This is a genomic window from Streptomyces sp. NPDC002886 (assembly GCF_042888445.1).
Lineage (GTDB): Bacteria > Actinomycetota > Actinomycetes > Streptomycetales > Streptomycetaceae > Streptomyces.
On record NZ_JBIAPV010000004.1, the window covers coordinates 931,705 to 953,653 of the forward strand.

Here is a 21,949-nt window from a genome sequence, read left to right on the forward strand (position 1 = left end):
CAATGACGCTCCTGGAGATGGGTGGTGCGGACGGTCAGGCAGAAGACCAGGCGGGGGATCAGGCAGAAGATCAAGCAGAGGATCAGGCTGAAGATCAGGGGGTGTTGACCGGGCGGCCCGCCGGGCTCGCCCCGGGCGGCGCCACGGTGGCCGGGGCGTCCGGGGTGGTGGCCATGGGCTTGGGGCCGGTGGCCGTGGGCTTCGGCTTGGCCCCCGGGGGTTTCGGTTTGGCGGGCGCGGACTTCGACGGGGCGGCCGACGGCTTCGGTGGGGTGACCACCGGCTTCGACGGCGTGGCCGAGGGCTTCGGCCGGGGTGTAGCGGACGGTGAGGCCGGCCGCGGCGAGGACGGCCCGGGCGACGCCGACGGCACTGCCGACGAGCCGGGGGACGGCGGCGGTACGGCCGAGGGCAGTGCCGCGGGTTGCCGTGAGGGCTGTGTGGGGATCCCCATCGTCGGGGCGTCCGCCTGTATGCCGATCAGGCTGCTGCCCATGGCGACCGCCAGCACCGCGCCGACGACCGAAACCGGCCAGCCGAGGCCCCGCAGCAGACGGCCGCGCAGGCCCGACTGGTCGACGAAGACCGGCGTCTGAGCGGGCTCCTCGACGTCCGATCCGGACATTTCAGGCTGCGTGGGGTACGCCGATCCGCGATCAAGGGAACCGTTGACTGAGCGCACCTTGCGGGGCCTTTCATTGCAGGGTACGTAGACCGTTGGATGGCAGGGCGAACGCTAGTGCACCGGGCCAAACCGACTTGGGCCCGATGTGCGGTTTTGGAGCGTTCTGCTCCGGTGCCGTAATCGGATTGGAATACCAATTGGCCGTACCGGCAAGTAGGCCCGCATGCGCGATTGCCCGACAATCGTCGGCACCTATACGGCCGGGGAAACAGAGGCCATCGCGAACCTTAGGATGACCCTCTCGTGCGATCAGTCACTGATCCGCTGATCTTTTGTACGCCCCAAGGAGCCCGTGTGAGTCAGCCCCGCCGCACCCCTCGTCGCCGCGCGTGGACCGCGCTCACGCTGCCCGTCCTCCTGTGCGCACTCGCCGCGTGCTCCGGCGGAAGCACCCTCGCCGGATCCGCCGCCGGATCCGGCGCACGCACCCCCAGCGCCTCACCGACGCCGTCCGGACCGCCGGGAACCCTGTTCGACGACTTCCGGTACAGCGGCCCCGACGACCCCTCGCTCGGCGAGCACGGCTGGGAGGTCCGTACCGGTGGCGGCGGCCCGGGGATCAAGGACACCTGGTCCGCCGCCGGTGCGAGCTTCCCCTCCGACTCGACCGCCCAGGGAGGCAGGGTCCTGCAGCTGCAGTCCTCCACCGACGGCACCAAGCAGGGAACGCGGCAGGTCGAGGTGCAGACCACCGGCACCCCGCTCTTCACGGGAACATTCGCCGCCCGGGTCTACCTGAGCGACAAGCCCGCCGCCGGCCGGGGCGGAGACCACGTCGTCGAGACCTTCTTCCCGATATCGGCCGCGGACTCCTCGGCGAACTACAGCGAGCTCGACTACGAGTACCTGCCGAACGGCGGCTGGGGCGCCCCGGGCCCGCAGCTCGACACCACGAGCTGGTTCAAGGCCGATCCGCCGGACCGGGTCACCCACGCGCTGAAGAAGCAGCGCCTGGGGGGCTGGCACATCATGATGGTCACATTCATGGACGGGAAAGTGACCTATTCACTGGACGGCAAGAATCTGTTCACCAGTTCCGGCAAATACGTCCCGCGCGAGAAGATGGACATGCATTTCAGCAACTGGTTCATCGACCTCCCCTTCACCGGCGGTTCACGCACGTGGAACATGAAGGTCAACTGGTTCTACTACAAGGCCGGTGAGGCCGTTTCCCATGCGGATGTCCAGAAGACCGTCGCCGGCTTCTACAGCGCCGGAACCAACTTCATCAACACCGTGCCGAAGTCCTGACCCCCGGCTCCTCCGCCCACGGGAACCGCAGACGAGAACCGCGTACGGGAAGAGCCCCGCCGCCCCGGCCCCAGGTCCAAGTCGGCGGGGCCGCACCGCTCCTGTCGGACCGACAGGTTTCGGCCAAGACCCGACCCGGTAGGGCCGCGGCCCGCCCGTCTCACTCCGCCCGCAGAGCCCGCGCCGTCCGCGTCCGCGCCGCCCACCCGGCCGGCAGCAGCGCACCCGACACCGCGATCAGCACCCCGGCCAGCGTCAGCGCGCCCAGCAGTACGGGGCCGTACACGTCCACGTCCGCCGGAGGGATCGTGGTGCCGACGGCCCGGCCCATCTCCGGCATCACCCAGCCGTGCAGCGCCACCCCGAGCGGTACGCCGGCCGCCCCCGCGGCCAGGCCGATCGCGCCCACCGAGGTGAGGACCTGGGCGACCGTCTGCCGGGGCGTCATCCCCAGCGCCTTGAACACTCCGAGGTCGCGCACGCGGTCCCGGGTGTCCAGCACGACGGTGTTGAGCACCCCCAGGCAGGCCACGGCCACGAGCATCAGCGTGAGCATCCCGATCAGGGCCTGCATCGCGCGGATCACGCTCGACTTGCCCGGCCCGGCCGCCTCCGCCCGCGCGCCGAGCGGCTTCAGCGCGGCGTTCAGGGAATCGACGTAGCTCCCGGCATCCGTCCCGGGGGCGAGGCGCACGCTGAAGTCGCTCGGCAGGTACGGGCTTCCCAGGTCCGCGACCGAATCCGTGCCCGTACGCAGCGCCATCCCCTGGTCTCCGAGGTCGAACACCTCCCCGACGATCCGCAGCCGGACGGTGCGCCCCTGCTCGGACAGGACCACGGTGTCCCCCACCGCCACACCCGCGACCTGCAGGAACCGGGTGGCCGCGACCGCCTCGCCCCGGGCCGCGAACCAGCGGCCGGACACCATCGTGTGGTCGGCGCCGGGCGCCTCGCCCTCGTACGCCACCAGGGGGGCGCCGCCCTTCAGGCCCGCCACCGACACCTGGGTCCTGGCGGTCCGGTACGAGGACGCGGTCCCGGGCCGGGCTCCGATCACCCCGGCGACCGCCGCGGGGTCGGCGGGGGGCGGGGGCGTGCTCGCCGGGCCCTCGCCGTCGGGCCGGGCCAGCGTACGGACCGTCACGTCGCCGCCCCGGTCCGGGTCCCCGTCCTGCTGGACCGCGACGAGCGTGCTGCCCAGACCCACCGCGAAGGTCACCGCGAGCGCGCCGAAGGCGACCGCCGCCGCCATCGTCGCCGAGCGGGCCGGGCGGGCGAACGGGCTCGCCAGCCCGAGGCTGACCGCACGCGGCAAGGGCAGCCGGCCGAGCAGGTTGCGCACCCGGCGCCCCCGACCGCCCCCGGCGCCCCGGCCCATGCCGATGACCTGCGCGGTCCGCAGCCCGGCGGCCCGCAGCGCGGGCACCGAAGCCGTGGCCGCCACCAGTGCCAGGGCGCCGGCCGGTACCGCGAGGTTCACCCAGACCGGGATCAGCACCGACCCGGTCCCGTACGTCCGGGCCACCTCCGCCATCAGCGGTACGGCGAGGGCGTTGCCCAGGGCCACGCCCGGTACGGCGCCCGCCGCGGCCGGGATCAGCGCCTGGGCCACGTACGCCCGGCCCACCTGGAGCGGAGTGAAGCCGAGGGCCTTCAGGATGCCGATCCGGCGGGTCGCGGCGCCGACCGCCCCGCTCACCACGATGCCGATCACCAGGATCGACATGGCCAGGCCGAGCACCGCGAAGGCGGTCACGAAGGGGATGTAGGCGGCCGTGTTCTCCTGGGCGGCCCGGCGCACGTCGAGGTAGGACTGGGCGCCGGTGACGGCACCCGGCGCCAGCGCCGCGGCGATGGAATCGCGTACGCCCCCGACGGCGGCGGCGGTCCCGGCGTCGGTGAGCCGGTACAGCATCTGGTAGCCGGCCCGCTCCCCGGCGAGGCCGTCCAGTTGGGCGGGCACGACCCAGGCGTCGGCGCTCTCGCCGACCGACTCGGCGATGCCGACGACCGTGAGCGTGGCGCCGCCGGGGACGTCGGCCCCCACCGTCCCGGCGGCGCTCCCGGTCCCGGTAGCGCTCCCGGTCCCCCCGTTGCCCCCGGTCCCGCCCGTCCCGCTGGTCTCCAAGCGCGTCCCGGGCCGCATCCCCGGCTGCCGCGAGCCGGCCTCCAGCACGATCTCGCCGGGCGCTTCGGCCCACCGGCCCTCCACCAGCGCCGCGCGGTCCACCTCGCCCCCGGCCGACGGCCGTCCCGCCACGGTCAGCGGCGGCGGCCGGAAGCCGGGCGGCGTACCACCGCCCGTCGGCAGGAAGCGTACGGAGGCCACGGCGAACGGCCCCGTCGCGGCCGCGACCCCGGAGAGCCGGGCGGTGTCCGCCAGCTGCCCTGCGGTCACCACGGAACCGTCGAACTGCACGGTGAGGTGCGCCCCTTGCTGCCGGGCGAAGGCCCGGTCGAAGGGTGCCTGCGAGGCCACCAGCAGTCCGAGGGCGAGCACCGAAGCGGCGACCGAGACGAGCGTCGTCAGGACCATCACGGCGGTCTGCGCACGCCGCCGCCCCACCCCGGCCCGCACCACGCGTCCCAGGGCTCCTCCCCGCCGCCGGCCACCCCCGCGGGCCGTCGGCCCGCCCGGTTCCCGGACCGCCGGCCCGGTCATCGCCGCACCGCCGCGACATCGCGCGCGATGCGCCCGTCGACGAGTTCGATGGTGCGGGTCGCGCACGCCTCGGCCAGCGCCAGGTCGTGGGTGACCAGCACGATCGTCTGACCGTCCGCATTCAACTCCCGCAGCAGGTCGCGCACTTCGGCGCCCGAGGCGCTGTCCAGCGCGCCCGTCGGCTCGTCGGCGAGCAGCAGCGGCGGACGGTTCATCAGCGCCCGGGCCACCGCCACGCGCTGCCGCTCGCCGCCCGACAGCCGGCCGGGGAAGGCCTGGGCGTGCCGGTCGATGCCCAGCTGCGCCAGGAGTTCGGCGGCGCGTGCGGCGGCCCGGCCGCGGGGCGCGCCGGCCAGCTGGGCGGGCAGCAGCACGTTGTCCAGGACGGTGAGGTCGTCCAGGAGGTTGAAGAACTGGAAGACCATGCCGATCCGGGAGCGCCGGTACTTCGCGGAGGCGGTCTCGGTCAGCTCGTCCACGCGCACCCCGTCGACGCTCACGCTGCCCTCGGTCGGCCGGTCCAGACCCGCGAGCAGGTTGAGCAGCGTGGACTTGCCGCTGCCGGAAGGGCCGAGCACGGCGAGCGCCTCCCCCGCCCGCACCCGCAGGGTGAGTCCGGCCAGCACGGCCGGGCCGGCGTCGTACGTCTTGGTCACCCCGCGCACGTCGATGAGGTGGTTCTCGGTCATGGATCCTCCACGGTCGGTGCGTCCCCGGTCGGCGGCGACCGGGTCAGGTCGTCCCGCGCCCCGTTCCCGGTTCGCCCTTCCGACGCTAGGAGTCGGGGTCCGGGCGCGGCGTCGGCCCGGTTGCGGATCTTCGGTACCGCGGCGGGGCGATGCCCCGCGGCGTCATCCCCGCGGGGTAGGCGGGAGGCGTACGCCACCGGTCCCAGCGGATGATCCGCCGCCGTCCGGCGCTGGGCACACTGGTCCGATGAGCACACGAGACGCCCTCCTCCAGCGGGCCCGGGGGCTGAGCATCGGGGCACCGCCGCGGCCGGCACGGCTGTCGCACGCGTCGTGGGCCTTCGACGCGGTGCTCGCCCTGGCGCTCGCCGTGTGGACGGTCATCGGCGACCTCAACCGGGCGTACGTGCAGGTGCAGGCCGGCCCCGGCATCGCCGTTCCGCCCCCGGCGCGGCTCCCGTCGCCGCCCCCCGTGCCGCATCCCGTACCGGTCGTCGAGCACCTCCTGCCTCCCGCGGAGCCCTGGGAACTCCTGGTCGCCGTGCTGACCGCCCTGCCGCTGCTGGTCCGCCGCCGGTACCCGCTGGCCGCCTACTGGGCCGTGATGGGCGCGACGCTGCTGCTGCACCGGGGGGCGGTCGCCGCGGACGCCACCACGGTCACCTTCGCCTCGGGCCTGATCGCGGCGTACAGCGCGGCCTTGTACAGCTCCCACCGCAAGGCCGTGGCCGGTTCCCTGCTCGGCGGAGCCGTTCTGTACGCGGTCTTCCCCCTGGTCCCCGAGGTGGACAAGGGGTTGGTGCCCGTACTGGTCCTGCTTCCGGTCGGGCTCGCCGCGCACGGCGTCCACACCTGGCGGCAGCGGACCCGGACCCTCCAGGAGGAGCAGCAGGCGGCGCTGCGGAGGGCCGTGGAGCAGGAGCGGGCGCGGATCGCCCGGGAGCTGCACGACGTGGTCACCCACAACGTCAGCATGATGACCATTCAGGCGGGCGCGGCGCGCAAGGTGCTGGACACCTCCCCCGACCAGGCCCGGGAGGCGATGCTGGCGGTGGAGGCCGCCGGACGGTCGGCGATGTCGGAACTGCGCCATGTGATGGGCCTGTTGACCATGACCTCCGACGGACCCGACCCCGCCGCCGAAGCGGACCTGGCGCCTCAGCCCGGTCTGGACCGGCTGCCGGAGCTGGCCGATCGGGCGCGCGAGGGCGGCGTTCCGGTGGAACTGACGGTGCGCGGAACTCCGGCCGGGCTTCCGGGGGGTGTGGACCTGGCCGCGTACCGGGTCGTGCAGGAGGCCCTGACGAACATGGTGAAGCATGCGGCGGGCGCGACGGCCGTGTCGGTGCTGGTGGAGTACGCGCCCGGGGAGCTGCGGGTGGAGGTGACCGACAGCGGCGGCCGTGCCCGGCCCCCGGATCCGGGCGGTGGCCACGGCTTGGTCGGTCTGCGCGAACGGCTGGCGCTCTACGGCGGTAGCCTGCACACGGGCCCCCGTCCCGGTGGCGGTTTCCGGGTCCGCGCCGTCATCCCGGTGGAGGGTCCGTGACCGAGGCACCGCGTGTGGTGATCGTCGACGACCAGGCCCTGGTGCGCACCGGCTTCCGGATGATCCTCGCCGCCGACGGCATCGAGGTGGTCGGCGAGGCCGCCGACGGCGAGGAGGCGGTCGCCGTGGTCCGGCGCACCCTGCCCGACGTCGTGCTGATGGACGTCCGGATGCCCGGCACCGACGGGCTGGAGGCCACGCGCCGCATCCTGCGGCACGAGGGCCCGGCGCCCCGGATCGTCATCCTCACGACCTATGACCTCGACCGGTACGTGTACGCCGCCCTGAGCGCCGGGGCGAGCGGCTTCCTGCTGAAGGACGTCACCCCCGAGCATTTGGCGGCCGCGGTCCGGCTGGTGCGCTCCGGCGACGCCCTGCTGGCCCCGGCCATCACCCGCCGGCTGGTCGAACGGTTCGCCTCCGCCGACGACCGCACGGCTCCCCTCCACCGGGACCTGTCCGCGCTGACACCGCGCGAACTGGAGTTCCTCGAAGCCCTGGCCCGCGGCCTCAGCAACGCCGAACTGGCCGTCCGCTTCCACGTCAGCGAGGCCACGGCGAAGACGCACGTCGCCCGGATCCTCGGCAAGCTCCGCCTGCGCGACCGTGCCCAGGCGGTGATCGCGGCCTACGAGACGGGGCTGGTCGCCCCGGCCGCACCGGGGAGCCCCGGGAGCCCGGGCCGGGGCCGGGGCGCCGGCCCGTCGGGCTGACGCGCCGGGTTCTCACGCCGGGGGCGCGACCAGGCCGATCTCGTAGGCGAGGATCACGAGCTGGACCCGGTCGCGCGCGTCGAGTTTGGTGAAGAGCCGCGCGAGGTGGGCCTTGGCGGTGGCCACGCTGATGGTGAGCTCCGCGGCGATCTCCGCATTGGACAGGCCTCGGCCGACCAGCGTCAGCACCTCGCGCTCGCGCTCGGTGATGCCGCCGACGGCCGCCCGGCGCGCCGGGGCGGGGGCGGGTCCCGGTTCGGGTTCGGGTTCGGGCCGCGCCGCGAATTCCGCGATGAGACGGCGCGTGACGCCCGGCGCGATGAGGGCGTCCCCGGCGGCGACGACCCGGACACCGTCGAGGATGGACTCCAGGGGCATGTCCTTGACGAGGAAGCCGCTCGCCCCGGCGCGGAGCGCACCGTAGACGTACTCGTCGTCGTCGAAGGTGGTGAGGATCAGGACGCGGGTCGCCGCCCCCGTCGTCCCCGTCGGCGAGGTCTCCGCGTAGATCCGGCGGGTGGCTTCGATGCCGTCGGTGCCGGGCATCCGGATGTCCATGATGGCGACGTCGGGCCGCAGCCGCGCCACCAGTTCCACGGCGTCGGCGCCGTTCCCGGCCTCGCCGACCACTTCCAGGTCAGGGGTGTCGGCGATGAGGACGCGCAGGCCCGTACGGATCAGCGGCTGGTCGTCGACCAGTACCACCCGGATCATCGCTCCGCCTCCACCGGTATCGGGAACAGGGCCGCCACCCGGAAGCCGCCGTCCGGCAGCGGTCCCGCGCTGAACTCGCCGTGCAGCAGTCCGACCCGCTCCCGCATGCCGACGATGCCGTATCCGGAGCCCCCGGCGGCGGCGCCGCGGCCGTGGCCCCGGTCGACCACGTCGACGGCCAGCTCGCTCCGGCCGTAGTCGACGGTCACCGTGCACTCCCGGGTGCCGGAGTGCCGCACCACGTTGGTGACCGCCTCCTGGACGATGCGGAAGGCCGCCAGGTCGACGTCCGGGGGCAGTTCGCGCCGCTCCCCCCGCCGGCGGACGTCGACCCGGACACCGGCGGACGCGCTCCGCCCCACCAGGTGGCCGAGGGCGGCGAGGCCGGGGACCGGATCCAGCGGCGCCGGCTCCTCCTCGCCCTTGCGCAGCGCGCCGAGCATCCGCCGCAGGCCGGCGAGGGTCTCCCGGCCGGTGGCCTCGATGGCCTCGAGCGCCTTGCGCGTCTCGGCGGGCTGGGTGTCCATGACCCGGCTGCCCACGCCCGCCTGGATGGTGATGATGCCGATGGCGTGGGCGACCATGTCGTGCAGTTCCCGGGCGATCCGCAGCCGCTCGGCGGTGATCGCCTGGCGCGTGGCCTGGGCGCGCACCGTCTCCGTGTGGGCCCGGTCCTGGCGGATCGTGTTGCCGATCAGCCAGGCGATGGCGACGGTCGACGCGAGCCCGGCCGGCGCCGAGGCGTTGAAGAACGTGCCTCGGGCCAACTGCCAGACCGAGTAGCCCGCCAGCGTGGCGAGGCAGAGCCCGGCGGCGGGCACGGAGAGCCTTCGTGAGCGGGTCGCGGCGGTGTAGCCCACGGCCGCGTCGGCCAGCAGGAACAGGACGAAGGTCGTCTCCCGCACCGCCATCCCGATCGAGAACACGGTGCCCACGAGCGCGACGGCCACGGCCGCCAGCGGTGCCCGGAAGAGCAGCAGCGCACCCAGGGTGGTGACGATGGCGGTGGCCAGCAGCGGCGCGTCCTCGATGTTGCCGTCGTACTGGACCAAGTGACTCAGCTCGTCCGGTCGTTGCAGCATGCGAACGAGGATGAGGGTCACCCAGAAGGCGCCCACCCACGCACCCGGTGGTACGCGTCTGAGCAGGGGTGGAGGAGGGGCTGCGGTCATCGGCCGATCGTAACCGCGCCCGCCCGCGGGGGCATTGGCCCACGGACCTAATCCCCCGGGCCACCTGCGGGACCCGGCGGTGTGAACCCCCGGCCGATGCACGGGCGGTGCCCGTACCGGCAGCGTGGAGCCCGTGATCGAATCGACTCGGCTGACCAAGCGGTACGGCGACACCGTCGCCGTCGACGACCTGACCTTCACCGTGGAACCGGGCCGGGTGACGGGCTTCCTCGGCCCCAACGGCGCGGGCAAGTCCACCACCCTGCGCATGATCCTGGGCCTGAACGCGCCGACCGGCGGCAGTGTCACCGTGGACGGGGTCCCCTTCGGCCGCCGCCCACGGGGCCTGCGCCACGTGGGCGCGCTGCTGGACGCCCAGGACGTGCACGGCGGACGGAGCGCACGGGCCCACCTGTCCGCCCTGGCCCGCGGCAACCGCATCCCCCCGTCCCGCGTGGACGAGGTCCTGCGGGAGGTCGGGCTGGGAAAGGCGGCGGGCCGCCGGATCGGCGGGTTCTCCCTCGGCATGAAGCAGCGCCTCGGCATCGCGGGCGCGCTGCTCGGCGATCCGCCGGTGCTGCTGTTCGACGAGCCCCTCAACGGCCTGGATCCCGAGGGGGTGCTGTGGGTGCGCGGGCTGTTCCGGCGGCTGGCGTCCGAGGGCCGCACCCTCCTCGTCTCCAGCCACATGATGGCCGAGATGGAGCACACCGCCGACCGGATCATCGTCATCGGCCGGGGCCGGCTGATCGCCGACGAGAGCCTGGCGGAGTTCTCGGCGCGGCAGGGCTCCCGGGGCGTGACGGTCCACACCCCCGACCCGGCGGCCCTGGAGGCCGTACTGGTCGGCGCGGGCGGGTCCGTGCGGCGGGAAGGCGGCCCGGCCGTCCGCGTCACCGGTCTGACCGCGGCCCGGATCGGCGACCTCGCCCACCGGCACCGCATCGTGCTGCACGAACTGGCCCCGCACGCCTCGTCCCTGGAGGCGGTGTTCCTGTCCCTCACCGCCGACAACGCCGAATACCTCGCGGGAGACCCCCGATGACCACACCCGGCAGCCGGGCCCCGTCCGGCAGCAGGCGGTCCGCGCGGACGGCCGAGCCCGCGCGGGCCGCTTTCACCGATCTGCTCGCCGCCGAGTGGATCAAGATGCGGTCGCTCAGGTCGACCTACTGGGTGCTCGCCCTCAGCGCCGTCGTGGCGATCGCGATCAACGTGAACGGCGTCCACTCCGACCTGCCGTACATCGACCAGTCACATCCCCCGGTTCCCGGCGAAACCCCCTACGCGTACGACCCGTTGTTCCACGGCCTGAGCAGCGTCGCCGCCGACGTCATGGCCCTGGCCGCGGCCGCCTTCGGGGCCATCACCGTCTTCGGCGAATACGCGACCGGGATGATCCGCACCACCTTCGCCGCCGTTCCCGACCGGCGCGCGGTGATCACCGCGAAGGTGGTCCTCGTCTCCGCGACCACGCTCCTGCTGGGCGTTGTGGTCTCCGTGAGCTCGTTCTTCACGGTCAACGCGATGCTGTCCTCCCGGCACGTCGGGCTCTCGATCCACGACCCCGGCTGCCTGCGGGCCGTCGCGGCCTACGCACTGGTCGTCCCGGTGTGCGCGCTGACCGGCATGGCGTTCGGGGCCGTCCTGCGCCACGCCACGGCCTCGATCGTCGCGGTCGTGGGCCTGCTCTTCCTGATGCCCCTGCTCTTCGGCGGCGATCGGTACCGGTTCCTGAAGGAGATCGGCAACCACCTGCCGCTCGCCGCCCAGGCCCGGCTGGCCCTGAACCCGGACTCCCCCACCTCTCTGGGCGCCCACCCGGGCACGCTCACCGGCTCCTGGATCGCGCTCGCGGGCTGGGCGCTCGTCTCGGTGGTCACGGCCGTGACGGTCGTACGGCGCCGGGACGTCTGAGGTGGCCCCTGCCCGCCCACGGGCCCCTTCGCCCGGCGCGCGGCGGGGCGCCGGTCAGGACTGGCTGTTGAGGAATCCGATGACGCAGGCGCCCCACCAGCCGGCCTGGCTGACGGTGGCGGCCGCTCCCGACTGGACGAGGAAGCGAACGGGGACACGGGTGTCCCGGTAGCGCTCCAGGCGCTGGCCGAGCCAGTGCGCGTAGAGGCCGTTCAGGGTGATGGCCAGGACCAGGGCGATCTTGGTGAGGGTGAGCTTCGATTCCATGTTGGGGCTCAGGAAGAGACCCGTGACGAGGAGCCCCGCGAGGCCGCCCCAGATCGGAACCTGCAGCGTGGTGGCGGTGTTCAGGATGTCGGCCAGGCGGCGGCGCCCGCGCAGCCACAGGATGGCGAACCAGTCGACGGCCAGTACGGCGCCCAGGCCCACGACCATGGCGGCCAAGTGGAGGAAGCGGGCGGTGGTCTGGAGCGTCGGGTCCGCGTGGACATGGCCGGACACCCAGCACGCGCCGGTCAGAGCGGCGGTACTGAAGACCCCGAGCGCTCCGAGCACCCATACCGGGGTCGGCTGCGGTCCGTCCCTCTCGGAGCGGTGCGCCGGCGCGACCGGAACGGCCATCTGCGTGTCGACGGAGAGGGCCATGAGTCAGCTCGCCGCCTTGTACGCGGCGGGGCGGTGACTGAGGACATTCCGACGTCCGGGCGATCTTCGCATGGCTGATTTCTTCCGTAAGAACAAGATAAAGGTTAGGCAAGGCGAACCTAAGTTATTCCCGGGGTCGCCCGCCAGCCCGTCTCGCCATGCGATCGCGAGCCAAAGCCGGACACAGTCGGACACAGCCGTACGGAAGCGGAAGGTGTGCGTCCGGAATCACATCGTGCGACGCCCGCCCGCCCCGCGACCTCACGGGGCCGGGCGGGGCAGGGCAGATGATCCCGCCCCACCCCGCCCGGTCACTCAGTGGGCGTGGCCGTCGGTGTGCGGCGCCGCCGAAGGAGCGGGCTTCGCGGTGGGCGAGGCTCCGGGGGCGGGGGCCGCCGGACTCGCCGGAGTGGCGGCGGGGTCGTGGCCGTCTTCCGCGGGTTCTTCGGCCCCACCGTGGCTGTGGCCGCCGGCGGGCGCGTTCTCCATGGAGGCCGCGACTTCCCGCAGGCCGAGGAAGGCGAGGGCCGCGGTGACGAGGACGGCCAGGCCGACGAGGCCGAACACCCGGCGCGCCGGAGTGTCCGCGTCCTTGATCACGTAGGCGACGAAGGAGACGACGAGTCCGGCGGGGACGAGAACGGCGCCGCGGGCGGGGAAGTCGTCGAAGTGCTGGAGGCCGCCGCTGAGCATGCCGATGCCGAAGGACAACAGCAGCGAGGCGCCCATCACCAGCAGCAGACGGGGCAGTCCCGGACGCTCCCTGGTGAGCACGAACTCGTTGAGGACGGTGGCGGCGAGGAAGACGAGGGCCCCGTACGCGGCGATGCGGGTGTAGCGGTCGGGGTCGAGCGGGTGGTGGACGACAGCGCCGCTGATGAGGCCGGCGCCGACGAAATAGCCGACGTAGCCGAGGTACCGGGCGGCCAGGGGCCGGGTCCGCGCCGGACCGGCGTGGCGTTTGCGGCGGGCGGCGCGTCCCGTGGCGGGAGAGCCGGGTGAGGCGACCGCGGTACGGGTGCCGAAGAGCTGGGGCGAAGTCACGTGCGAGTTCCTTTGGTGCTGCGTGCGCGGCTCATCGCCCGGCCGGCCACGAGGGGGCGGACCGGGTCTTCGATGAGGGTCGGGTCGGATCGGGGCGAAGGGCCCGGATCTATACCCGGCGCACCACCGAGCCGAGGACACTGCGCAAGGGGGGAAGGCCGGACGGAACGGTCCGTTCCCACGAGGCCTTCCGCATCGCACCGACGGCGGGAGACAGCTCGCCGAGGGGGACCAGCGGCGGCGCGGGCAGCTCCGCACCCTGCTGCGGGTGACCGGAGGCGCACGCCTCGGCGGGATGCCCGTGCCCGGTGCCGTCATCGCGGCCGGTGCCGACATCCTGCCCGCGGGACGCCGCTTCGTCGTGAAGGCCCGCGCCCGCGCCCGCGCCGTCGAGCCCGATGACATCCAGGTGGGCCACCGGAACCGCACCGCGGGCGACGTGCGCCGAGGCACTGTCGGCTCCGGCGGCGTGCGTGTAGAGGAACGCGAACAACAGGGCGGCCAGCCACACCAGTCGCAGCGCACCCGCCGGACGGCGGGCCCGCTTCGCGCCGGATGCGACGGGGGCCGTGATCATGCCGAGACCCTATCCGGCGGCCGGGATCCGCCGTGCGGCAGCCCCGGTGCCGCGAGGTGTACGGGCGTGGTCCGTCTTCCGTCGCGCGCCGCCGCCACCTGCCGCGGCTCCCGTGGTTGCATCCTCAGCAGAGGGGTGCGTTCACCGGGACCTGGAGGAGGCTGGATGTCCGGCTCGGCCGACGACCCCGCACGGCTCCGCGGGCGGGAACGCCGCCGCGGGTGGCGTGCGATCTTCCGCCCTCCGCCGCGGGCGATGCGCAGGGATCTGGCCCAGCTCGTCTGCGCGGTCGGCGGAGGGGCCCTGGGGGTGGCCCTCCCCAGGCTCTCGCTCGGGCCCGAGGTGGATGCCGGGCCCGTCGTGACGCTCCTGTTCACCCTCGGATTCGGTGTCATCAGCCTGGTGAGCATCATCTATTCGATGCTGTTCCTGGTGATCCAGTTCTCCGCCAGCACCTTCACTCCGCGCCTCGGCCTGTTCCGGGACGACCCGATCGTGTGGCGCACCTTCGCCTTCACCGTCGGCGTGTTCGTCTTCAGCATCACCTCGGGGCTGGCCATCGGTGCCCGCCGGACGGCCGTCTCGACCCTCGTTCCGGGTACCGCCATGGTGCTCACCCTGATCGCGCTCACCCTCATGCGGACGCTGCAGACGAGGGCCTTCCACTCGATCCAGCTCGGCCATTCCCTGACCGCGATCGCCACGCGCGCGCACCGGCTGTTCGACGAGCTGTACGTCCGGCCGTACGACCCGGAAGCGGCGACGGCCGCGCCCGCACCGCCCCCGGGCGCCGTCACCACCGCCGTACGGTGGTCCGGCCCGGCGGTGGTGGTGCAGCGGATGGACGCGCGCGCCCTGGTCGGTCTGGCCGAGCGGCACGACTGCTCCCTCACCTTCCTCGTCGCCCCGGGAGCGACCGTGTCCCGGGGCGTGACGCTCGCGGAGGTGACCGGAGGCGAGCTGTCCGAGGCCGTTCTGCGCGACGCCCTGGAGACCGGGGTCGAGCGCACCTTCGACCAAGACCCCGATCTGCCCTTCCGGCTCCTCGCCGACATCGCCCTGCGCGCGCTCTCCCCGGCGATCAACGACCCGGCCACGGCGGCGGACAGCCTGGACCGCCTCGAAGACCTGCTGACCCGGCTCTCCGGACACGACCTGGACATCGGCCGGTTCACCGGCGAGGACGGCCGGTTGCGGGTGACGATCCCGGTGCCGGACTGGGAGGGGTACGTGCGCACGGCCGTCGACGACCTCCTCTTCCCCGCCGCCGGTTCCCCGATGGCGCTGCGCAGGATGCACGACCTGCTGGGCCGGCTGGCGGAGCGGATCCCGGAAAGTCGGCGCGAGGTCGTACGGGAGCGCCTCCAGTGGGTCGATCGGACGGGCCGGGAGAGGTTTCCGCTGCTCTGGGCCCGTACCGGAACGCCGTGAACGGCGGGACCGGGAGCGCCGTGAGCCGCGGGACCGAGAGCGCCGTCGGCAGCGGGACCGGAAGCGCCGTCAGCGGAACGGAACAGCCCCTCCCCCGGCCCCGCGTGAGCCGCCCATCCCGCCGAAGGCGTCGACCTGGGCGGTGGGGACGTGGCTCTCGTTCGCCTCGCTGCCCCGTCCGAAGTGGTTCAGGAGCAGGTTGAGGAGGACGGCGACGAGGCAGCCCGCCGTGATGCCCGACCCGAGCACCATGGCGACGGGCGCGGGGAGCCGTTCGTAGAAGTCGGCCGATGTGACGGGGAAGAGACCGAAGGCGAGGGCGACGGACACGATGATGCCGTTGTGCCCGGTGGCCAGGGAGGCCTTGGTCAGGGTCCGGATCCCGGCGACGGTGATCGAGCCGAAGAAGACCACCGCCGCCCCGCCGAGTACGGGCAGCGGCACGAGCGCGACGAGCGAGCCCAGGACCGGCACCAGGCCCATGAGGACCAGGATCGCCCCGCACAGGGTGACCGCGTACCGGCTGCGGATGCGGCTGATCGCGACCAGGCCCACGTTCTGTGCGTAGGCGGTGCTCACGAAGGCTCCCAGGACGCCGCCGAGTGCGGTGCCCAGCCCCTGGGCGCGCAGGCTGCCCGCGATGACGCGGGCGTCGACCGGGCGGTCGACGACCGATCCCACCGCGATCAGGGAGGCGGTGGACTCCGTCATGGAGACGAGCATGATGACGAGCATGGTGGCGATGACCGGCGCCTCGAACTGCGGTGCGCCGAAGGCGAAGGGTTCCGGGAACGCGAACAGCGGCGCCTGGGACAGCGGTTGGAAGTCGACCTTGCCCATCGCCGCCGCGGCGGCCGTGCCGGCGACGAGGCCGAGCAGGATGGCCACCCGCTGCAAGAAGCGTCCGCTGAGCAGCCGGTGGAGCAGGAGCGTGAAGGCGAGGGTTCCGGCGGCGAGCGCGAGGTTGGACGGCGAGCCGTAGCCGGCGGACTCCGGATCGCCGCCCCGGGCCCATTCCCCGGCCACCGGCAGCAGCGAGAGGCCGACCAGCGTGATGACGGAGCCGCTCACGACGGGCGGGAAGAAGCGCAGGAGCCGGCAGAAGGCCGGCGCGAGGAGGAAGCAGACGGCCCCGGCGACGAGGGTGGCACCGAACACCAGGGGCAGGGCGTCCTGCCCCCGCGAGACGGAGGCGGCCAGGAGCGGGGACACCACGGCGAAGGAGACGCCGTTGGTGACGGGCAGTCCGGCCCCCACGCCCCAGAAGCGGAACGTCTGGGCGACGGTGGTCAGGCCCGCGACCACCAGGCTCGCGGCGAGGAGGGCGGTGAGCTGGGCGGCGGTCAGCCCCAGGGCGCCGCCGATGATCAGCGGAGGCGCCGCGAGGCCCGCGTACATGCTGGCCACGTGTTGCAGGGCGGCGGGGACCATCCGCCGCATGGGCAGCACTTCGTCGGCGGGATGGACGGGGGCGGACGGGGCGGGCGGCGCGGACAGGTCGGGCGGGACGGGCCGGCCGGACGGGTGCAGCGGGTCGGGCGGGGTGGATCGTTCGTGTGGGAAGGGCGTACGGGAGCGCAAGGGGAGAGTCCCTCCGAGAGACCTCCCGGCCGGCGGGCGGCGGGGATGGTCGGGGGCGAAGCACGGCCGGAAGAGCCGGACAAGTGGACGGACTTGCCCGGAGGGATACGGAAGTCGTGCCGGTTTCCGGGGTACGGAGAACGACTCGATTCCTCATTGCGGAATTTACTTTCCACTGTGGACGACAGCGACCCTACGAACCGACCCCCCGGCCGTCAACTCCTCCAGGGCGGTGAATCGATTCCTCCGATTCTTTGGATGTACGCACAATCGCCGTTGACCACGCCCTTTCGGCGCGCACGGACCCCCGCCCCGAGCGCCTGCCGGACTCCCGGGCCTTGGCGGGGGCGCTCCCTCGCCCTACGGTGTGCGGCTATGCCACCCCAAGACGATCTCCACAGCCCCTCCGTGGGCGAAATATCCCCCTACCCCCCGCTGGACCCGCGCCGCGCCGTCGGCGTGCGCGAGCGGCTCGGACTCACGCCCGGCCAGGTCGCCTGGGCCGTATCGGCCTTCCAGGGACATCCACTCCACCCCGACACGCTGCTGGCCTGGGAGCAGGGCACAGAGGTCCCGACGGGCCATCAGATCAAGGCGCTGGCCGCCGCGTTGTGGTGTTCACCGGGCGAACTGCTCGGCGAACCGGCCACGCTCCTGCAGTGCCGGACGCTGCTCGGGCTGACGGTGGAGCAGGCTGCCGTGGGGGTCGGCATGACGCGCGACCGCTACGCCGAAGCGGAACGGCGCAATCGCTGGCGCGGGTCGGGACGGCAGACCCAGGCACTGTTCGAGGTGCTCCGGCCGCCGCCCGCCTGCTTCGTCTCGGCGTGCGGCAGGACGGGGCAGTTGCGCGTACTGCTGCGCGAGGCGGTCACCGGGTGGTGGCCGAACTACGTGGGCCCCGTCGCGAAGATCGCTCCCGTGGAACCGGCGGAGATCCACCGCGCCCTGGAACAACTCCACTGGGAGTACCAGCGGATCGACAACCACGGCCGGACCGGCTCCGCCGCCGAAACCGTCGAGCACGAGGCCCTGGCCTTCCTCGACCGGATCGACGAACAGCTGTGGCAGCGACTGCGGGAGCCGACGGCCTGATCCCGCCGCGACCGCCTCCCGTCTCCTCCCACCCCCTCTCGCCTCAACCCGCCTCCTCGATCCCGGGTCTTGACACGACCCCCTCGGCGTGAGGCACTAGAGCCACCCAGCCATACGGAAACTGCTTTCCGCATCGTGGACGATCCGTTCATGCAGTCTTCGGCAGGGCCGTCGGGGCTCGCTCACCCCACGGCACCCCGGTTCGGGCAACTCTTCCGCGCCCCGTCACCTCAGGGCACTTCCCTGCCCCCGGGCCCTTCTGCCGCCCGCTCGACTGCGTCCTCGAACCAGTCCACACGGCCCCCCGAGGCACAGGCCGCGCCCCAGCGCGCCCTCCCCCCGGCGATCGCCGTGCCACAGCAGTCCTGGAGGTCCTTTCCATGTCGTCCACCGCCGCACCCAGCCCCACCCCGGCACCCGCCCCGGACCCGGACGCGGCCCCCGCCGGGAAGCATCCCGTCGACCAGACCCTGCCCTTCGGGAAGCTCCTCGGCGCCGGCCTCCAGCACGTGGCGGCCATGTACGCCGGAGTCGTCGCCCCGCCCCTGGTCGTCGGCATCGGCGTGGGACTGAGCCAGGGCGAGATCGCGTTCCTGATGAGCGCCAGCCTCTTCGCGGCCGGCATCGCCACCCTGCTGCAGACGCTCGGCTTCTGGAACATCGGCGCGCGCCTCCCCTTCGTCAACGGCGTCTCCTTCGCCGGCGTGGCCCCGATGCTCGCCATCGCCAAGGCGGAGGGACCCGAGGACGCGCTGCCCGTGATCTACGGCGCCGTGATCGTGGCCGGAGTGTTCGGCTTCCTGCTCGCCCCCTGGTTCTGCAAACTCATCCGGTTCTTCCCGCCCGTCGTCACCGGCACCGTGATCACGCTGATCGGCCTGTCCCTCCTGCCCGTCGCCTTCAACTGGGCCCAGGGCGGCAACCCGCAGGCCCCTGACTACGGAGACGTCGAGTACATCGCCCTCGCCGCGGTGACCCTGCTGATCACCGTGGTGCTCCGCAGGGTCCTGCGCGGATTCCTCAAGCAGATATCCATCCTGCTCGGCCTCGTCGCCGGCACCCTCATCGCCCTGCCCCTGGGCCTCGCGGACTTCAGCGCCGTGGCCGACGCCGACGTGATCGGCTTCCCCACGCCCTTCCACTTCGGCGCCCCCCAGTTCGCCGTCGCCGCGATCGTCTCCATGATGATCGTGATGGTCGTCTCCATGACCGAGAGCACCGCCGACGTCATCGCCCTCGGCCAGATCGTCGACAAGCCCGCGGACGAGAAGACCCTCGCCGCGGCGCTGCGCGCGGACGGCCTGGGCACCGCGCTGAGCCCCCTCTTCAACGGCTTCGCCGCCAGCGCCTTCGCGCAGAACGTCGGGCTGGTCGCCATCACCAAGGTCCGCAGCCGCTACGTCGTGGCCGCGAGCGGCGGCATCCTCATCCTGCTGGGCCTGTGCCCGTTCCTCGCTTCGGTCGTCTCCCTGGTGCCGCAGCCCGTTCTCGGCGGCGTCGGCCTCGCCCTGTTCGGCACCGTGGCCGCCAGCGGCATCCAGACCCTCGCCCAGGCCGGGCTCGAGCGCGGCGACAACGTGCTCATCGTGGCCATCAGCCTCGGCGTCGGCGTGATCCCCATGGCCAGCGAGGGCTTTTACCACGGCTTCCCGGAGAGCATGCGCATCATCCTCGACTCCGGGATCAGCACCGGCTGCGTCGCCGCGGTGCTGCTCAACCTCGCCTTCAACCACATCGGCCGCACCGACCAGGACGACACCCCGGACAGGGAGCCGGCTGCCGCCGGGTCCGTGCACTGACCCGGCGACAGGAGGGCGGCGGGCACACGGGAACTCCGTGTGCCCGCCGCCCTGTTGAGGCTCAGGCGCTCGGCGAGATCTCCGACCGCACCCGGCGGGCCGCCTCGACGAGGTTCTCCAGGGAGGCCCTCGTCTCCGGCCAGCCGCGGGTCTTCAGACCGCAGTCGGGGTTGGCCCAGAGCCGTTCGGCGGGGATCGCCCCAAGTCCCCTGCGCAGCAGGGCAGCCGCTTCCGAGGCCGAGGGGACGCGCGGGGAGTGGATGTCCCAGACTCCGGGGCCGACCTCGCGCGGGTAGCCCGCGCCGGCGAGCTCGTCGGCGACCCGCATGTGCGAGCGGGCCGCCTCCAGGCTGATGACGTCGGCGTCGAGGTCCTCGATGGCCCCGACGATGTCCCCGAACTCCGCGTAGCACATGTGCGTGTGGATCTGGGTGTCCGGGCGGACGCCGCTGGTGGTGAGGCGGAAGGATTCCGTGGCCCACGCCAGGTAGCCGGCGTGGTCGGCGGCGCGCAGCGGCAGGGTTTCGCGCAGGGCGGGCTCGTCGACCTGGATGACGGACGTGCCGGCCGCTTCGAGGTCGTCGACCTCGTCGCGCAGGGCGAGTCCGACCTGGCGCGCGGTCTCGCCGAGGGGCTGGTCGTCGCGTACGAAGGACCAGGCCAGCATGGTCACGGGACCGGTGAGCATGCCCTTGACGGGCTTGGCCGTCTGCTGCTGGGCGTACGTGGTCCAGCGGACGGTCATCGGGTCGGGGCGGGAGACGTCGCCGGCGAGGACGGGCGGGCGGACGTAGCGGGTGCCGTAGGACTGGACCCAGCCGTGCCGGGTCGCGAGGTAGCCGGTCAGCCGCTCGGCGAAGTACTGCACCATGTCGCTCCGTTCGGGCTCGCCGTGCACGAGCACGTCGAGGCCCGCCTTCTCCTGGAAGGAGAGGACCTCGCGGATCTCGGCCCGGATGCGGTCCTCGTAGGCCGCCGCGTCGATGCGTCCCGCGCGCAGGTCGGCGCGGGCGGTGCGCAGGTCGGTGGTCTGCGGGAAGGAGCCGATGGTGGTGGTGGGGAGCAGCGGCAGGCCCAGGTGGGCGCGCTGCGCGGCGGCCCGCTCGGCGTAGGACTGGGCGCGGTGGACGTCGGCTTCGGTGATCGCCGCGGTGCGGGCCCGGACCGCCGGGTCGTGGGTGATCCGGGAGGCGGCGCGGGAGGCCAGGTCGGCCCGGTTGGCGGCGAGTTCGGCCGCGATCGCGTCGGTGCCGCGGGCGAGGCCCCGGGCCAGCGTGCTGATCTCGGTGGTCTTCTGGCGGGCGAAGGCGAGCCAGCGGTGGATCTGCGGATCGATGTCGCGCTCGGCGTCGGCGTCGAGCGGGACGTGCAGCAGGGAGCAGGAGGCTGCCACGTCGACCCGGTCGGCGAGGCCGAGCAGGGTTCCGAGGGTGGTCAGCGACTTCTGGTAGTCGTTGATCCAGATGTTGCGGCCGCCGACCACGCCCGCGACCAGTCGCTTGCCGGGGATGCCGCCGACGGCGGCGAGGTCCTCGAGGTTGGCGGCGGCCCGGTCGGTGAAGTCGAGGGCGAGCCCCTCCACGGGCGCCTTCGCCAGGACGGGCAGGGCTTCGCCGAGCCGGTCGAAGTAGGAGGCGACGAGCAGCTTGGGGCGCTCGGTGAGGCCGCCGAGCTCGCGGTAGGCGCGGGCCGCCGCGTTCAGTTCGGCCGGGGTGCGGTCCTGGACCAGGGCGGGCTCGTCGAGCTGGACCCAGTCGGCGCCCGCCGCGCGCAGGTCCGCGAGGACCTGGGCGTAGACGGGCAGCAGCCGGTCGAGCAGGGCGAGCGGCTCGAAGCCGGGAAGCACTCCGGGGGCCGACTTGGCGAGGAGGAGGTAGGTCACCGGTCCGACCAGGACCGGGCGGGCGCTGTGGCCGAGGGCCAAGGCCTCCTTCAACTCGGCCACCTGCTGGGCCGGTTCGGCGGTGAACACGGTGTCGGGTCCGAGTTCGGGGACCAGGTAGTGGTAGTTGGTGTCGAACCACTTGGTCATCTCGAGCGGGGCCACGTCCCGCGTGCCGCGGGCCATCGCGAAGTAGCCGTCCAGGCCGTCCGCCGCGACGGCGGCCCGGTGGCGGTCGGGGATCGCGCCGACCATGACCGTGGTGTCCAGGACGTGGTCGTAGTACGAGAAGTCGCCGGTCGGAACCTCGGTGATGCCGGCCTCGGCGAGCTGGGCCCAGTTGGCCCGGCGCAGGTCGCGGGCGGTCTCCCGGAGGGCTTCGGCGGTGACGCGGCCCTGCCAGTAGCCCTCGATCGCCTTCTTCAGTTCCCGGTTCTGTCCCTGGCGGGGGTAGCCGTACACGGTGGCCCGTACGGGCGCGGCTGCGGACTCGGTGGTCACGGAACTCTCCTTCGCGAGCGTGTCTCCATGAACCCGGTGACG

The 21,949-nt window shown here is 73.3% G+C and carries 18 protein-coding genes; 9 read left to right on the forward strand and 9 right to left on the reverse strand.

All coding sequences use genetic code 11. The annotated features are described in order from the left end of the window. Positions 1-2 precede the first annotated feature (2 nt). Both ACFYYB_RS22545 and ACFYYB_RS22550 read left to right on the forward strand, forming a co-directional pair. Complete coding sequence (locus ACFYYB_RS22545) at positions 3-596, forward strand: hypothetical protein (RefSeq protein ID WP_389437027.1); 594 nt, start codon at positions 3-5, stop codon at positions 594-596. A 383-nt stretch (positions 597-979) separates the two neighbouring features. Then, positions 980-1,936: a hypothetical protein gene (locus ACFYYB_RS22550; protein WP_389437028.1), complete on the forward strand. Its 957-nt coding sequence runs from the start codon at positions 980-982 to the stop codon at positions 1,934-1,936. A 160-nt stretch (positions 1,937-2,096) separates the two neighbouring features. Here the strand turns inward: ACFYYB_RS22550 and ACFYYB_RS22555 are convergent, their stop codons facing one another. Both ACFYYB_RS22555 and ACFYYB_RS22560 read right to left on the reverse strand, forming a co-directional pair. Beyond that, the gene (locus ACFYYB_RS22555; protein ID WP_389437029.1) at positions 2,097-4,517 is read right to left on the reverse strand and encodes an FtsX-like permease family protein; all 2,421 of its coding nucleotides are present in this window, start codon (positions 4,515-4,517) and stop codon (positions 2,097-2,099) included. Positions 4,518-4,594: 77 nt separating this feature from the next. Continuing rightward, on the reverse strand, positions 4,595-5,287 hold the full coding sequence (locus ACFYYB_RS22560; RefSeq protein WP_389437030.1) for an ABC transporter ATP-binding protein: 693 nt from the start codon (positions 5,285-5,287) through the stop codon (positions 4,595-4,597). A 247-nt stretch (positions 5,288-5,534) separates the two neighbouring features. Here ACFYYB_RS22560 and ACFYYB_RS22565 point away from each other — a divergent pair, with 247 nt between their 5' ends. Both ACFYYB_RS22565 and ACFYYB_RS22570 read left to right on the forward strand, forming a co-directional pair. Beyond that, complete coding sequence (locus ACFYYB_RS22565; protein WP_389437032.1) at positions 5,535-6,836, forward strand: sensor histidine kinase; 1,302 nt, start codon at positions 5,535-5,537, stop codon at positions 6,834-6,836. Then, positions 6,833-7,549 (forward strand): response regulator, encoded by a 717-nt coding sequence (locus ACFYYB_RS22570; RefSeq protein WP_389437033.1) that lies wholly within the window; start codon positions 6,833-6,835, stop codon positions 7,547-7,549. Before ACFYYB_RS22565 ends, ACFYYB_RS22570 begins: the two co-directional genes overlap by 4 nt. Before the next feature lie 12 nt (positions 7,550-7,561). On the opposite strand, the gene ACFYYB_RS22575 is transcribed toward ACFYYB_RS22570, so the two are convergent. Further along, positions 7,562-8,263: a response regulator gene (locus tag ACFYYB_RS22575; RefSeq protein WP_389437034.1), complete on the reverse strand. Its 702-nt coding sequence runs from the start codon at positions 8,261-8,263 to the stop codon at positions 7,562-7,564. Beyond that, positions 8,260-9,345 (reverse strand): sensor histidine kinase, encoded by a 1,086-nt coding sequence (locus tag ACFYYB_RS22580; protein WP_389437035.1) that lies wholly within the window; start codon positions 9,343-9,345, stop codon positions 8,260-8,262. Before ACFYYB_RS22580 ends, ACFYYB_RS22575 begins: the two co-directional genes overlap by 4 nt. Before the next feature lie 223 nt (positions 9,346-9,568). Between ACFYYB_RS22580 and ACFYYB_RS22585 the strand changes: the two genes are divergently transcribed. Next, positions 9,569-10,480 (forward strand): ABC transporter ATP-binding protein, encoded by a 912-nt coding sequence (locus ACFYYB_RS22585; RefSeq protein ID WP_389437036.1) that lies wholly within the window; start codon positions 9,569-9,571, stop codon positions 10,478-10,480. Continuing rightward, positions 10,477-11,352 (forward strand): ABC transporter permease, encoded by an 876-nt coding sequence (locus ACFYYB_RS22590; RefSeq protein ID WP_389437037.1) that lies wholly within the window; start codon positions 10,477-10,479, stop codon positions 11,350-11,352. The genes ACFYYB_RS22585 and ACFYYB_RS22590 overlap by 4 nt, the downstream gene beginning before the upstream one ends. A 54-nt stretch (positions 11,353-11,406) precedes the next feature. On the opposite strand, the gene ACFYYB_RS22595 is transcribed toward ACFYYB_RS22590, so the two are convergent. The 3 genes from ACFYYB_RS22595 to ACFYYB_RS22605 all read right to left on the reverse strand — a co-directional run bounded on the left by ACFYYB_RS22595 (position 11,407) and on the right by ACFYYB_RS22605 (position 13,618). Further along, positions 11,407-11,997 (reverse strand): hypothetical protein, encoded by a 591-nt coding sequence (locus ACFYYB_RS22595; RefSeq protein ID WP_389437038.1) that lies wholly within the window; start codon positions 11,995-11,997, stop codon positions 11,407-11,409. Positions 11,998-12,312: 315 nt separating this feature from the next. Beyond that, a complete protein-coding gene (locus tag ACFYYB_RS22600; protein ID WP_389437039.1) occupies positions 12,313-13,041 on the reverse strand; it encodes a hypothetical protein in 729 nt (242 codons plus the stop codon). A gap of 109 nt (positions 13,042-13,150) precedes the next feature. Further along, complete coding sequence (locus ACFYYB_RS22605; RefSeq protein WP_389437041.1) at positions 13,151-13,618, reverse strand: hypothetical protein; 468 nt, start codon at positions 13,616-13,618, stop codon at positions 13,151-13,153. 165 nt (positions 13,619-13,783) lie between these two features. Here ACFYYB_RS22605 and ACFYYB_RS22610 point away from each other — a divergent pair, with 165 nt between their 5' ends. Then, complete coding sequence (locus ACFYYB_RS22610; protein ID WP_389437042.1) at positions 13,784-15,049, forward strand: DUF2254 family protein; 1,266 nt, start codon at positions 13,784-13,786, stop codon at positions 15,047-15,049. 69 nt (positions 15,050-15,118) lie between these two features. Here ACFYYB_RS22610 and ACFYYB_RS22615 read toward each other — a convergent pair whose 3' ends face one another. After that, positions 15,119-16,630 carry a nucleobase:cation symporter-2 family protein gene (locus ACFYYB_RS22615; RefSeq protein ID WP_389437043.1) on the reverse strand — a complete coding sequence of 504 codons (1,512 nt, stop codon included), beginning with the start codon at positions 16,628-16,630 and terminating at the stop codon, positions 15,119-15,121. Between the two features lie 408 nt (positions 16,631-17,038). On the opposite strand from ACFYYB_RS22615, the gene ACFYYB_RS22620 reads away from it, so the two are divergent. Further along, the gene (locus ACFYYB_RS22620; protein WP_389437044.1) at positions 17,039-17,725 is read left to right on the forward strand and encodes a helix-turn-helix domain-containing protein; all 687 of its coding nucleotides are present in this window, start codon (positions 17,039-17,041) and stop codon (positions 17,723-17,725) included. A 380-nt stretch (positions 17,726-18,105) separates the two neighbouring features. Further along, positions 18,106-19,524 carry a nucleobase:cation symporter-2 family protein gene (locus ACFYYB_RS22625; protein ID WP_389437046.1) on the forward strand — a complete coding sequence of 473 codons (1,419 nt, stop codon included), beginning with the start codon at positions 18,106-18,108 and terminating at the stop codon, positions 19,522-19,524. A gap of 61 nt (positions 19,525-19,585) precedes the next feature. Here ACFYYB_RS22625 and metE read toward each other — a convergent pair whose 3' ends face one another. Continuing rightward, complete coding sequence (gene metE / locus ACFYYB_RS22630) at positions 19,586-21,907, reverse strand: 5-methyltetrahydropteroyltriglutamate--homocysteine S-methyltransferase (RefSeq protein ID WP_389437047.1); 2,322 nt, start codon at positions 21,905-21,907, stop codon at positions 19,586-19,588. Positions 21,908-21,949 lie beyond the last annotated feature (42 nt).

What these genes read in the sequence shown, in the direction of transcription:
- ACFYYB_RS22545 (WP_389437027.1), top strand. Translation starts at nt 3, where the DNA reads ATGACGCTCCTGGAGATGGGTGGTGCGGACGGTCAGGCAGAAGACCAG.
- ACFYYB_RS22560 (WP_389437030.1), bottom strand. Translation starts at nt 5,287, where the DNA reads ATGACCGAGAACCACCTCATCGACGTGCGCGGGGTGACCAAGACGTAC.
- ACFYYB_RS22565 (WP_389437032.1), top strand. Translation starts at nt 5,535, where the DNA reads ATGAGCACACGAGACGCCCTCCTCCAGCGGGCCCGGGGGCTGAGCATC.
- ACFYYB_RS22575 (WP_389437034.1), bottom strand. Translation starts at nt 8,263, where the DNA reads ATGATCCGGGTGGTACTGGTCGACGACCAGCCGCTGATCCGTACGGGC.
- ACFYYB_RS22580 (WP_389437035.1), bottom strand. Translation starts at nt 9,345, where the DNA reads ATGCTGCAACGACCGGACGAGCTGAGTCACTTGGTCCAGTACGACGGC.
- ACFYYB_RS22590 (WP_389437037.1), top strand. Translation starts at nt 10,477, where the DNA reads ATGACCACACCCGGCAGCCGGGCCCCGTCCGGCAGCAGGCGGTCCGCG.
- ACFYYB_RS22595 (WP_389437038.1), bottom strand. Translation starts at nt 11,997, where the DNA reads ATGGCCCTCTCCGTCGACACGCAGATGGCCGTTCCGGTCGCGCCGGCG.
- ACFYYB_RS22605 (WP_389437041.1), bottom strand. Translation starts at nt 13,618, where the DNA reads ATGATCACGGCCCCCGTCGCATCCGGCGCGAAGCGGGCCCGCCGTCCG.
- ACFYYB_RS22610 (WP_389437042.1), top strand. Translation starts at nt 13,784, where the DNA reads ATGTCCGGCTCGGCCGACGACCCCGCACGGCTCCGCGGGCGGGAACGC.
- ACFYYB_RS22625 (WP_389437046.1), top strand. Translation starts at nt 18,106, where the DNA reads ATGTCGTCCACCGCCGCACCCAGCCCCACCCCGGCACCCGCCCCGGAC.